Here is a 12,545-nt window from a genome sequence, read left to right on the forward strand (position 1 = left end):
CGTAAGTTCTTGATTTTGCTGCACTCGGCTACTGTGCATGGGGTTGTTTTCGATGTTTTACGTTGTGCCTGGTTACGCCTGGTCAGGCAGCAGCTCGCCGAGCGAGCGGATGATGCGATCGGGCCTAACCGTCGAGCCTTCGGGCAGGCCGTCGCCGTGCACGTCGATCCAGATCGAGTAGATGCCGAGGCGCTGCGGCGTCACGACCTCCCATTCGAGATTGTCGCCGATCATCCAGGTGTCCTTTGCGGTGACGCCGAGCGCCTCCATGGCGTGCAGATAGGCGCGCTCCTCGGGCTTGCCGAAGCCGTGCTCGCCTTCGATCTGGATGTGGTGGAAGCGGTGCGCAAGCTCGAAGCGCTCGACCTTGGCGCGCTGGGTGTCGGCGGCCCCGTTGGTCACCAGCGCCAGCTTGATGCCGAGCGCCTTCAGCTGGTCGATCGCCTCGTGCGCACCGGGGAAGACGAACATTTCCTCCTCCCGATAGGCGGTGAAGCGGTCGGCGAGGCGAATGGCGAGATCGTCGGGCAGGGCGCGGTGGCCGGCGGCCGCGAGCGCGGCAAAGCCGCCCTTGACGGTCAGATGTCGCGCCTCGGCGAGCTTGAGCCGCCACGCGGCTTCCGCGTTCGCCCAGAAGTTTCGCGCGAACGCCAGCACCGCGGTTGCGACCTGGGCCGGCGGCAGCGGCGCGAGCTCTTCGGCGAATTCGTTCGCGATGGTGTTCCAGGCGATCTCGGGCCGGCCATAGGCCGACAGGATGGTATCGTCCATGTCGATCAGCATGGCGCGCGGGAGCGGCCTCGATGCCGGCTTCATCGTCGTCATGGCCACTTCACCTCCGGGGGGAGCGACGACAGGATCGAGTCCACATTGCCGCCGGTCTTGAGTCCGAAGATGGTGCCGCGGTCGTAGAGCAGGTTGAACTCGACGTAACGCCCGCGCCGGATCAGTTGCTCCTCGCGATCCTCCGCGGTCCAGCTCGTCGCGAAATTGCGCCGCACGATCTCGGGATAGATTTTCAGGAAGGCGCGGCCGACGTCCTGGGTGAAGGCGAGGTCGGCGTCCCAGTCGCCGCTGTCGTGCCAGTCGTAGAAGATGCCGCCGATGCCGCGGGCCTCTTTCCGGTGCGGCAGGTAGAAATATTCGTCGCACCACTTTCTGTACTTGTCGTAGTCGGCAACGCCATTCGGCTGCGCGCAGGCCTGTTTCATCGCGGCATGGAAGGCCACGGTGTCGGCATCGTCCTGCGTCCGCCGCCGGTCGAGCACCGGCGTGAGGTCGGCGCCGCCGCCGAACCAGGCTTTGGTGGTGACGACGAAGCGCGTGTTCATGTGCACGGCAGGGACGTGCGGATTGCGCAGATGCGCGATCAGCGAGATGCCGGAGGCCCAGAATTTCGGGTCGTCCGCGGCGCCGGGAATCTGTGTGCGAAACTCGGGCGCGAACTCGCCATGCACGGTCGAGCAGTGGACGCCGACCTTCTCGAACAGACGGCCATGCATCATCGACATCACCCCGCCGCCGCCGGGCGTGCCGCTGTGGTCGGTGCGCTGCCACGGCGTGCGCCTGAAGCGGCCGGCTTCGCCCGGATAGAGGCTGGGCGGCGCGTCGTCTTCCAGCCGCTCGAAGCTCGCGCAGATGTCGTCGCGCAATCGCTCGAACCAGGCGCGGGCGAGGGCCTTGCGATCGTCGATCAAGCTCGGGTTCATGGGGGATGCCACTCCGTCAATCTTGTGGTCCGTCATGGGTGCAGCCCTCGTTGCAGTGGTCACGGGCCTTATCTGATGCCGAGCGATTTGTGCGTCTGCACGCTGAGCCGCCATTGCGGATGGCGCAGGCAATAGTCGATCGCGCGCGCGGTGTTCTCGACGACCTCGGGTCCGTCCATCGGCTGCAGCGAGAAGCGCTCGAAGGGGAGATGCTCGAAGGTTTCGGGCGCAGCCAGCGGCTGCGGATAGACCAGCTTCAGTTCGTGGCCCTGGCGCAGCACCAACTCGCTGCCGCCCTTGGGGCTGACGCAGATCCAGTCGAGCCCGTCCGGAGGGGCAATCGTCCCGTTGGTCTCGACGCCGATCTCGAAGCCGCGGGCGTGGAGCGCGTCGATCAGTGCAGCGTCGACCTGGAGCAGCGGCTCGCCGCCGGTCAGCACCACGTAGCGGTTGTCGGCCGTCCCGCGCCATTGCGCGGCGATGGTGTCGGCGAGTTCCTCAGCCGTGCCGTAGCGGCCGCCGAGGGTGCCGTCCGTGCCGACGAAATCCGTGTCGCAGAACTGGCAGATCGCCTCGCCGCGGTCCGCCTCGCGGCCGCTCCAGAGGTTGCAGCCGGCGAAACGGCAGAACACGGACGCGCGCCCGGCATGGGCGCCTTCGCCTTGCAGGGTCAGGAAGATTTCCTTGACCGCGTAACTCACTCGTCTCTCCTCAACCTGTCAAACTTGCGGGTTCCGGACCTGCCGCAGCGCCTCGCCGGCCGCCATCGCCGCACTCATCGCCACGTTGAGCGACCGCAGCCCCGCCTTGATCGGGATCACCAGCCTCGCATCTGCGGCCTCGACCACCGCGTCGGTGACGCCGGCGCTCTCGCGCCCGAATAGCAGGATGTCCGACGTCTGGTAATGGAAATCGCGGTAGTCGGTGGCAGCCTTGGTGGTGAAGAGCAGCAGGCGGTCACCGCGCGCCGCGCGCCAGTCCTGGAACGTCGCCCATGAGTCGTGGCGGGTGATGCTGACGTGGTCGAGGTAATCCATTCCCGCCCGGCGGAAATGCCGGTCAGAGACGGGGAAGCCGGCCGGTTCGATGATATGGGCAGCCACTCCCAGGCAAGCGCACAGCCTGAGAATCGTGCCGGTGTTCTGGGGGATGTCTGGCTGGAAAAGTGCGATCTGCATGGGCGGTGGCGGGTCGGGTTGCGGGCGCAAAATGTCTCAATAAAACATCGCTCGCCCGGGAATTCGTGCATTGCACGCTCCCACGCCGTTAGCGGGCTTGCGCTCGCCCGGCAAGGGTGCCAATAGAACGATTCTGGACTGCTGTTTTCCCCATTTTGGGCGTGAGCAAGCACAAGTTCTGCCGCCGCGGGGGGCCGCGGGCGCCGGCAGCCTTTCCGGGGACCTCATGGGCGCCCCCTGGAGCGGTTCCACCGGTCGCATAAGAAGAAAGGGTTGGAATCGTGACGACAGCGTCTTCGGCGGACCATCCGACACGCCGTGATTTCTTATTCGTTGCTACCGGGGCCTTCGCAGCAGTTGGGGGCGCGGCCGCGCTCTGGCCTTTCATCTCGCAGATGAATCCGGACGCTTCGACCATCGCCGCCGGCGCGCCGATCGAAGTCGATCTCAGCCCGATTGCCGAGGGGCAGGACATCAAGGTGTTCTGGCGCGGCAAGCCGATCTACATCAGCCACCGTACCAAGAAGCAGATCGAAGAGGCGCGCGCCGTCAACGTTGCGAGCCTGCCCGATCCGCAACCCGACGACGCCCGCGTCAAGTCCGGTCACGAGCAATGGCTGGTCGTCATCGGCATCTGCACCCATCTGGGCTGCATCCCGATCGCTCATGAAGGCAGCTACGACGGCTTCTTCTGTCCCTGCCATGGTTCGGTGTACGATACGTCCGGCCGCATCCGCCAGGGCCCTGCGCCTTCGAACCTGGCCGTGCCCCCGTACACGTTCGTTTCCGACACCAAAATCCAGATCGGCTGAGCTTCGGATCTAGTCCGAAGCTTCGCGCCGTCTCGTCGTACTATTTCCTCAGGATCGCATCATGAGCGGACCATCCGACTACCAGCCGAGCAATCCGGCCCTGCAATGGATCGAGCGGCGCCTGCCGATCTTTGGTCTCATCCACTCTTCCTTCGTCGCCTATCCCACCCCGCGCAACCTGAACTATTGGTGGACCTTCGGCGCCATCCTCTCCTTCATGCTCGGGATGCAGATCCTGACCGGCGTGATCCTGGCGATGCACTACACGCCGCATGCCGATCTCGCCTTCAAGTCGGTCGAACTGATCGTCCGTGACGTGAACTACGGCTGGCTGCTGCGCAACATGCACGCGGTCGGCGCCTCGATGTTCTTCGTCGCCGTCTACGTCCATATGTTCCGCGGCCTCTACTACGGGTCGTACAAGGAGCCGCGCGAGGTGCTGTGGATCCTCGGCGTCATCATCTACCTCCTGATGATGGCGACGGGCTTCATGGGCTATGTGCTGCCTTGGGGCCAGATGAGCTTCTGGGGTGCTACCGTCATCACCAACCTGTTCTCCGCCGTTCCCTATGTCGGCGAGAGCATCGTGACGCTGTTGTGGGGCGGCTATTCGGTCGGCAACCCGACGCTGAATCGCTTCTTCTCGCTGCACTATCTGCTGCCGTTCCTGATCGCGGGCGTCGTGGTGCTGCACGTCTGGGCGCTGCACGTCGCCGGCCAGAACAATCCTGACGGCGTCGAGCCGAAGACCGAAAAGGACACGGTGCCGTTCACGCCGCACGCGACCATCAAGGACATGTTCGGCGTCGCCTGCTTCCTGATGCTCTACGCCTGGTTCATCTTCTACATGCCGAACTATCTCGGCGACGCCGACAACTACATTCCGGCGAACCCCGGCGTCACGCCGCCGCACATCGTTCCGGAATGGTACTACCTGCCGTTCTACGCGATCCTGCGCTCGATCCCGGACAAGCTCGCGGGCGTCATCGCCATGTTCGGGGCGATCATCATCCTGTGCTTCCTGCCTTGGCTGGATAGCGCGAGGACGCGGTCGTCGAAATATCGTCCCCTGGCCAAGCAGTTCTTCTGGATCTTCGTCGCGGTCTGCATCCTGCTCGGCTATCTCGGCGCACAGCCGCCGGAGGGCATCTACGTCGTCGCCGGCAGGATCCTGACATTCTGCTACTTCGCCTACTTCCTGATCGTGCTGCCGCTGCTCGCGCGCATCGAGAAGCCGCGGCCGGTTCCGAACTCGATCTCGGATGCCGTCCTGGCCAAGACCGGCAGCAGGTCGACGCCGATGGTCTCGACCGCGATCGTGCTGGCGCTCGCCGGTTCGTTGTTCGCGGGCTCGATCGACAGCGCGAAAGCGTCTGAAGGCGGCGACAAGCCGCCGGGCAACAAATGGTCGTTCTCGGGCCCTTTCGGTAAGTTCGACCGGGGCGCGCTGCAACGCGGCCTGAAGGTCTACAAGGAGGTCTGCGCCAGCTGCCATGGCCTGTCCTATGTCGCCTTCCGCAACCTCGCCGAGCCGGGCGGGCCCGGCTATTCGGTGGCGCAGGCGGCGGCCTTCGCTTCGGAGTACAAGGTCAAGGACGGCCCGAACGATGCGGGTGACATGTTCGAGCGTCCGGGCCGGCCGGCCGACTATTTCCCCTCGCCGTTCCCGAACGAGCAGGCCGCGCGTGCCGCGAACGGAGGTGCGGCGCCGCCCGACCTGTCTCTGATCACCAAGGCGCGCTCCTATAAGCGCGGCTTCCCCTGGTTCATCTTCGACCTCTTCACCCAGTACCAGGAGCAGGGCCCGGACTACGTCGCGGCGCTGCTCCAGGGCTACGAGGACAAGGTGCCCGAGGGTGTGACCATTCCGGAAGGCTCCTACTACAACAAGTACTTCCCGGGGCACGCCATCAAGATGCCGAAGCCGATCAGCGACGGCCAGGTGACTTATGACGACGGCTCGCCGACCACGGTCGCGCAATACGCAAAGGACGTCACCACGTTCCTGATGTGGACCGCCGAGCCGCACATGGAAGCGCGCAAGCACCTCGGCTTCCAGGTGTTCATATTCCTGATCATCTTCGCCTGCCTGATGTACTTCACCAAGAAGAAGGTCTGGGCCGACGCGCACTGAGCGCCGCGCGAGGCAAGACGAGAAATGAAGAAGCCCCCGCAAGGGGGCTTTTTGTTGACTACCTCGCTGTCATTCCGGGGCGATGCGTCAGCATCGAGCCCGGAATCCATTCATCGACCAACTCTGCGGCCTGATGGATTCTCAGGTGCGCAATTGCGCACCATAGCTCGCGCTGTCGCGCGCTCCGGAATGACGAGAGTGTGGATTGCGCTGCGGGCTTGCAGCGGCCAAAATACCGCCAACCGCTCCCCCAAGAACTCACCGGAGGACACCATGGGAACCGCCATCACCTTCAAGCGACCGGACGGCAAGGACGCCTCGGGCTATCTCGCCAATGCGGCGCGCGGCAACGCGCCGGGCGTGGTCGTGATCCAGGAATGGTGGGGGCTGTCGGACCAGATCAAGGGCCTGTGCGACCGCTTCGCGCTCGCCGGTTTCGATGCGCTGGCGCCCGATCTCTACAAGGGCAAGGTCGTGCCCTATCACGACACCGATTCCGCGAACAAGGAGATGAACTCCCTCGACTTCATGGACGCCACGACGCAGACGGTGCGTGGCGCCGCGCAATATCTTGCGCGCAACGGCGCCAAGGTCGGTCTGACCGGCTTCTGCCTCGGCGGTGCGGTCACTATCATCGGCGCGACCAAGATCCCGGAGCTCGCGGCCGGCGTCGTGTTCTACGGCATTCCGCCCGAGCAGGCGGCCAAGCCCGCGGACGTCAAGATCCCGCTCCAGGCCCACTTCGCCAACAAGGATGATTGGTGCACGCCGGAGCTGGTCAACGGCTTCGAAAAGGCGATGAAGGCCGCCGGCAAGTCGCTGGAGCTGTTCCGCTATGACGCCGAGCACGCCTTCGTCAACGAGCAGCGCCAGGCCGTGCACGACCGCGAAGCCGCAGAACTCGCCTGGGGCAGGGCGACGGAGTTTTTCCGGAAGCATCTCGGCTGATGCTGTAGCGACCGAGCAGGATCAGCGAAGTATGTCGGCATCGTCTATCACGCGCGGCGTGCTCGGCCTGATCGTTTGGTCGATGGCCGGTGCTGCTGGCGTCATCGCGTTGATGACCGCCCAGGCCGCCGCACAGCAGGCATTCGTCACGCTGAACGGCGACCTCAAGAAGGAGGCATGGTGGGTCATTGCGGATTTCCATCCATTCACGACCGAGGTTCGCGGCATCCCCGCGAACCAGATTCGCAAGAGCTGGTGCAAGGCAACTGAGTTCCGCAAGGACCTGATCCCGAAAGAGCTGCTGTTCGAGAATGGCGCCGATGTGATGAAGGGTGCCGACATGTCCTTTGCCATCGAAGGGCGCTTCGACGGCGCCGCCACGAAGCAAATTGCTGTGGTCGGTGTGTTTCAGGAGTGTGCGGGCCCAAAGGGAAGGTTCATGCTGGTCCTCGATCAGCCGGACGGCGAGAAGCCCAAGGTACGCTTTGTCGACGCCATACGTACGAACCGCCAGTTCGCAGCTCTTTCGAAGGACAAGGGCGGCAAGCTCGTCCTTTGGGGGTGCATGGAATGCGACGGCTATTCTGTCCTCAAATGGGATCGGAAGAAGAACAGGTTCGGCTGGGTGCCCCAGCCTGAGCAGCCGTAGCCACGCAGCGCGTCCCGGTCGCAAGGTCATCGGGGCGCCCGACCCTTGACGCCGTCCCCGCGCCATGGTGAGTATCCGCCCATGAGCACCGCCCTCCGCCCAGCCCGTCTTTGGTGGCGCACCTCCTGAAGAGGTGGCCGGTGCGATTTTCCTTTCCCAAATCGTCTGAGGTCGCCAACGCAGTGCGGCGGCCTGATCGTTTGTCCTGTGTGGCGTTCCCTCGGCAAGTTTCGTAAGAGGACCCCATGAACAGGACCGTCTTTGCCCTTCCGGCCCGAAGCGACTATGTGACCCGCGCTGGTCTTGCGATCACGCGCGTGGCCGAGCAGTTCACCGGCGGCGCCAGCAGGCTCGACGATCTCGTCAGCCTGCTCGACCGCCGCCGCGGCGTGGTGCTGTCCTCGGGTACCACCGTGCCGGGCCGCTACGAGAGCTTCGACCTCGGCTTCTCTGATCCGCCGCTGAAGCTCGAGACCGTCGGGGTCAATTTCAAGCTGGAAGCGCTGAACGCGCGCGGTCAGGTGCTGATCGCCTTCCTCGGCGACGTCCTGCGCGAGCCATGCGTGGTGATCTCCGAGAAGACGCCTGCGCGCCTCGCCGGCCACATTATCCGCGGCGACGCGCCGGTCGAGGAAGACCAGCGCACGCGGCGCGCCAGCGTGATGTCGCTGGTGCGCGACCTCGTCGCCGCCTTCTCCGCCAATGACGACGGGTTGCTGGGCCTGTTCGGCGCCTTCGCCTACGACCTCGTCTTCCAGATCGAGGATCTCGTGCAGAAGCGGCCGCGCGAGGCCGACCAGCGCGACATCGTGCTCTATGTGCCCGATCGCCTGCTCGCCTATGACCGCGCCACCGGCCGCGGCGTGGTGCTCTCCTACGACTTCGCCTGGAAAGGGAAGTCTACCGAAGGCCTGCCGCGCGAGACTGCCGACAGCCCCTATCTCAAGACGCCCCGTCAGGGTTTCGCCGACCACGGGCCCGGCGAATATCAGGCCACCGTCGAGACCGCGCGTGCGGCCTTCGCGCGCGGCGACCTGTTCGAGGCGGTGCCGGGGCAGCTTTTCGCCGAGCCCTGCGACCGATCGCCGGCCGAGGTGTTCCAGCGCCTCTGCGTCATCAACCCGTCGCCCTACGGCGCGCTGATGAATCTCGGCGAGGGCGAGTTTCTCGTCTCCGCCTCGCCGGAGATGTTCGTGCGCTCGGACGGGCGTCGTGTCGAGACCTGCCCGATCTCGGGCACGATCGCGCGCGGCACCGACGCGATCGGCGACGCCGAGCAGATCCGCCAGCTCCTGAACTCGGAAAAGGACGAGTTCGAGCTCAACATGTGCACCGATGTCGACCGCAACGACAAGGCGCGCGTCTGCGTGCCCGGCACCATCAAGGTGCTGGCGCGGCGGCAGATCGAGACCTACTCAAAACTGTTCCACACCGTCGATCACGTCGAGGGCATGCTGCGGCCCGGCTTCGATGCGCTCGACGCGTTCCTCACCCATGCCTGGGCCGTCACCGTGACCGGCGCGCCGAAGCTCTGGGCGATGCAGTTCGTCGAGGACCACGAGCGCTCGCCGCGGCGCTGGTATGCGGGCGCGATCGGCGCGGTGAACTTCGACGGCAGCATCAACACCGGCCTCACCATCCGCACCATCCGCATGAAGGATGGCCTCGCCGAAGTGCGCGTGGGCGCGACCTGCCTGTTCGACTCGGATCCCGCCGCGGAAGATCGCGAATGCCAGGTCAAGGCCGCCGCGCTGTTTCAGGCGCTGCGCGGCGATCCGCCAAAGCCGTTGTCGACCTTCGCGCCAGATGCCACCGGCTCGGGCAAGCAGGTGCTGCTGATCGATCACGACGACAGTTTCGTCCACATGCTCGCCGACTATTTCCGCCAGGTCGGCGCCAGCGTCACCGTGGTCCGCTATGTGCATGCGCTCGACATGCTCAAGCAGAAGAGGTGGGATTTGCTGGTGCTGTCGCCCGGCCCGGGCAGGCCCGAAGATTTCGGGATCAGGAAGACCATCGATGCGGCGCTGGAGAAGAAGCTGCCGGTGTTCGGAGTCTGCCTCGGCGTGCAAGCGATCGGCGAATATTTCGGCGGCGAGCTCGGCCAGCTCACTCATCCCGCCCACGGCCGGCCCTCGCGGGTGCAGGTACGCGGCGGGCGCCTGATGCGCAACCTGCCGAACGAGATCGTCATCGGCCGCTATCACTCGCTCCATGTCGAGCGCGACAGCATGCCCGAAGTGTTGTCCGTCACCGCCAGCACCGAGGACGGTGTCGCCATGGCGCTCGAGCACAAGACCCTGCCGGTCGCCGGCGTGCAATTCCATCCGGAATCGCTGATGTCGCTCGGCGGCGAGGTGGGCTTGCGTATTGTCGAAAATGCCTTCCGGCTCGAAGCGGGGGCGAATTGAGTAAAGGCCTTCATTGCGAGGAGCTCGCGACAAAATTGCGGAGCAATTTTGCGCTGGCGACGAAGCAATCCAGACTGCTGCCGCGGAGAAGACCTGGATTGCTTCGCTTCGCTCGCAATGACGGTGGAAACACCAGAGCGAGATAACCATGACCTTTGACCACGACCTCAAGGCAAGCGTCCGCACCATCCCGGACTATCCGAAGCCCGGGATCATGTTCCGTGACATCACGACCCTGCTCGCGGATGCGCGCGCCTTCCGCCGTGCGGTCGACGAGCTGGTCAATCCCTGGGCCGGCAACAAGATCGACAAGGTCGCCGGCATGGAAGCACGCGGCTTCATCCTCGGCGGCGCGGTGGCGCATCAGCTCTCGGCCGGGTTCGTACCGATCCGCAAGAAGGGCAAGCTGCCGCACACCACCGTCCGCATCGCGTACTCCCTCGAATACGGCATCGACGAGATGGAGATGCATGTCGACGCCATCCAGCCCGGCGAGCGCGTGATCCTGGTCGACGACCTCATTGCCACCGGCGGCACCGCCGAGGGCGCGGTGAAGCTGCTGCGGCAGATCGGCGCCAATGTCGTCGCGGCCTGCTTCATCATCGACCTGCCCGAGCTCGGCGGCGCCGCCAAGCTGCGCGCCATGGACGTGCCGGTGCGCACGCTGATGACGTTCGAGGGGCACTGAGCCGCTGCAGCGGTCAGATCAGCTCGGCCTTCAGTTCGGCCCGCCAATGCAGCAGGCGCTCCTTCAGGAGCGCGTTCCTGACATAGGCGCTCTCCTCATCCTCGAGACGCTCGCATTCGCCAAACGTCAGGCCCGCCTCACCATGCGTGGTCCAGGCGGCCTGGAGGCTGCGGCAAGTGTGGCTGCGCTGGCGTAGCGAGAACCAGATGCGGTTCTGGATCGTCTCCAGATTCGGCGCCTGGCCGACCCAGGCCTCGCCCGAGGCCGCGCAGCGCACGACGAAGATGCCCGCGATGGTCTTTCGCTCCTTGTAGGCGGTGATCGCTGCTTTCCGGTCGATGCTCATGGTGACGGGCCTGCTGAGGGAATATCAATGCCCGCCTCAATAAGCCCGCTGCACCCGGGAGTCAATATTATCCGGGTAAAAATCAAGACCGTTGCAGGATCAGGCTCAGCTCGAGCTCGCGGAAGGCGATGTAGTTCCGGCGGGTCCACTGGTGCAGCTCGGTGGAGGAATCCTTTTCCTGGCGCAGGTAGCCGGTGAAGGAGAAGTTCAGCCGGTCGATATAGGTCTTCAGGAATCCGGGCAGCGCGGGCAGGCGGAACAGCCGTCCGCCGGCCATCGCGGGCGGCAGCTCGCCGCGTATGACGTACTCATTGTCCACCGTGATCAGGTTCATGCGCGGAATTCGCCCGCGCAGCATCTCGTGGGCGCGCGCCGAGGCACGGTCGGTATCGGCGACGAACAGGATCTGAGGCGCGACATGGCGGCGCGCGGCTTCCTTCAACAGGCCGATCTCGTCGGTCATCTTGAAGAACTCGTCGAAGGCGTGGAAGCCGAGATCGATCACCTTGGCAACGCCGTCATCGACGATGACGCGGTCCATCAGCTGCATCTTGCCGTAGGTGTCGATCACGTCGGCGGTTTCCGTGACCCTCGGCAGATAGTCGAGCAGCGACGGCTCCTTCAGGTTGACGTCGAAGGCCGCGACGCTGCCGTTCTTGAGCAGCAGGAATTCGCTGAGGAGCCGCGCCAGCAGGGTCTTGCCGACCTGCGGGCGGGGCGAACAGATGATGTAGACAGGTGTCGCGGGCATCGACAGCTATATCAGGCCAACTCACTGCCCAATCCAGCCGTATCAGCCCGGGCTTCGCAACTATTTTTCGCTGTTGCGGGTCACGGGCTTCGAGCCGACGATGTCGGTCAGGCGGATGCGGTCGAACTCGCTCCAGACATTGGCCAGCCAGTGCCGGACATAGCCGCGCAGAACGAACGAATAGTTCGCGGCCTCGTCGTTGATGCCCTTGTTGGCGACGAATTTCAGGAACGGGACGGAGGACACCTCGACCTGCTCATAAGCCATTTCGTTGAGCTTGGGGATGGTCAGCTCGGTCGCGTCCTTGATGCGGTTGAAATACGATTGGTAAGTCGCCTGGTCCCACTGGAAGAACTGGGTGTCATTGATGAAGTTCTTCACCAGGAAATATTTCGCGCCGCCCATGAAGCCCGCGGTTTCGGCGATCTCGTCCAGCGAGGCGATCGAGGGGCCCAGGATGTGGAACACCGCAAAGGTGATCTGGCCGGCCTTGGCGGCGTCGAGGAATCCGATGTCGCGCAGCGAGGCCAGAGCCGGCGAGAGCAGGCCGGCGCGAACGTCGATCACGGTCACCGACGGGCTTGTCGCATTGAGCGTGTCGAAGATCTTCATCTGGTCGGCCGTGGTCGTCATGTCGACGATCTCGGTGATGTCGGGGTGGAAGCGCTTCAGGGTTCCGCGCGGCGACTCCGTATCGAACGCGCGCGTCGGCACGTTGTTGGCTGAGAAATAATCGAGCAAGGTGCGGGACACCGTGGTCTTGCCGACCCCGCCCTTGTCCGCGCCCACCACAACCACTGCCGGCTTTGCCATTGCTGTCCCCTAACGCGCGCCCCCCGATCGCGAGATCGCAATCGGCCGGGCCCCAAATCGATGTCCCGAGTCTGCTGTTGGGCGCGAACATGGCAGAAACAAGGGA

13 protein-coding genes are annotated in these 12,545 nt (G+C 64.7%); 6 read left to right on the forward strand and 7 right to left on the reverse strand.

The genetic code is table 11. The features are described from left to right. Window positions 1-72: 72 nt before the first annotated feature. The 4 genes from AX729_RS35340 to AX729_RS35355 form a co-directional block, all read right to left on the reverse strand. Complete coding sequence (locus AX729_RS35340) at window positions 73-825, reverse strand: HAD family hydrolase (protein WP_061029119.1); 753 nt, start codon at window positions 823-825, stop codon at window positions 73-75. Further along, a complete protein-coding gene (hemF, locus tag AX729_RS35345; RefSeq protein WP_197433751.1) occupies window positions 822-1,709 on the reverse strand; it encodes an oxygen-dependent coproporphyrinogen oxidase in 888 nt (295 codons plus the stop codon). The genes AX729_RS35340 and hemF overlap by 4 nt, the downstream gene beginning before the upstream one ends. 68 nt (window positions 1,710-1,777) lie before the next feature. Further along, window positions 1,778-2,410: a 7-carboxy-7-deazaguanine synthase gene (gene queE / locus AX729_RS35350; protein ID WP_061029121.1), complete on the reverse strand. Its 633-nt coding sequence runs from the start codon at window positions 2,408-2,410 to the stop codon at window positions 1,778-1,780. 18 nt (window positions 2,411-2,428) lie between these two features. Further along, window positions 2,429-2,887, reverse strand: a complete 459-nt coding sequence (locus AX729_RS35355; protein ID WP_061029124.1) for a tRNA (cytidine(34)-2'-O)-methyltransferase — start codon at window positions 2,885-2,887, stop codon at window positions 2,429-2,431. A gap of 281 nt (window positions 2,888-3,168) precedes the next feature. Between AX729_RS35355 and petA the strand changes: the two genes are divergently transcribed. The 6 genes from petA (at window position 3,169) to AX729_RS35385 (ending at window position 10,529) form a co-directional block, all read left to right on the forward strand. After that, the gene (petA, locus tag AX729_RS35360) at window positions 3,169-3,699 is read left to right on the forward strand and encodes a ubiquinol-cytochrome c reductase iron-sulfur subunit (RefSeq protein ID WP_061029127.1); all 531 of its coding nucleotides are present in this window, start codon (window positions 3,169-3,171) and stop codon (window positions 3,697-3,699) included. Between the two features lie 61 nt (window positions 3,700-3,760). Continuing rightward, the gene (fbcH, locus tag AX729_RS35365; protein WP_061029129.1) at window positions 3,761-5,833 is read left to right on the forward strand and encodes a cytochrome b/c1; all 2,073 of its coding nucleotides are present in this window, start codon (window positions 3,761-3,763) and stop codon (window positions 5,831-5,833) included. Between the two features lie 273 nt (window positions 5,834-6,106). Further along, window positions 6,107-6,781 carry a dienelactone hydrolase family protein gene (locus AX729_RS35370; RefSeq protein ID WP_061029236.1) on the forward strand — a complete coding sequence of 225 codons (675 nt, stop codon included), beginning with the start codon at window positions 6,107-6,109 and terminating at the stop codon, window positions 6,779-6,781. A gap of 58 nt (window positions 6,782-6,839) precedes the next feature. Next, entirely contained in the window at window positions 6,840-7,430 is a 591-nt protein-coding gene (locus AX729_RS35375) for a hypothetical protein (protein ID WP_245325508.1), read from the forward strand. A 245-nt stretch (window positions 7,431-7,675) separates the two neighbouring features. After that, window positions 7,676-9,841, forward strand: coding sequence for an anthranilate synthase component I (locus tag AX729_RS35380; protein ID WP_061029132.1), 2,166 nt, complete (start codon window positions 7,676-7,678; stop codon window positions 9,839-9,841). Between the two features lie 148 nt (window positions 9,842-9,989). After that, window positions 9,990-10,529 carry an adenine phosphoribosyltransferase gene (locus tag AX729_RS35385; RefSeq protein ID WP_061029134.1) on the forward strand — a complete coding sequence of 180 codons (540 nt, stop codon included), beginning with the start codon at window positions 9,990-9,992 and terminating at the stop codon, window positions 10,527-10,529. Between the two features lie 13 nt (window positions 10,530-10,542). On the opposite strand, the gene AX729_RS35390 is transcribed toward AX729_RS35385, so the two are convergent. The 3 genes from AX729_RS35390 to AX729_RS35400 form a co-directional block, all read right to left on the reverse strand. Next, a complete protein-coding gene (locus AX729_RS35390; RefSeq protein WP_061029137.1) occupies window positions 10,543-10,875 on the reverse strand; it encodes a GIY-YIG nuclease family protein in 333 nt (110 codons plus the stop codon). 82 nt (window positions 10,876-10,957) lie between these two features. Then, window positions 10,958-11,626, reverse strand: a complete 669-nt coding sequence (locus tag AX729_RS35395; RefSeq protein ID WP_061029139.1) for a hypothetical protein — start codon at window positions 11,624-11,626, stop codon at window positions 10,958-10,960. Window positions 11,627-11,686: 60 nt separating this feature from the next. Beyond that, window positions 11,687-12,439: a P-loop NTPase family protein gene (locus tag AX729_RS35400; RefSeq protein ID WP_061029141.1), complete on the reverse strand. Its 753-nt coding sequence runs from the start codon at window positions 12,437-12,439 to the stop codon at window positions 11,687-11,689. Between the last annotated feature and the right edge of the window lie 106 nt (window positions 12,440-12,545).

This window comes from Bradyrhizobium sp. CCH5-F6, assembly GCF_001556045.1.
Classification (GTDB): domain Bacteria; phylum Pseudomonadota; class Alphaproteobacteria; order Rhizobiales; family Xanthobacteraceae; genus Bradyrhizobium.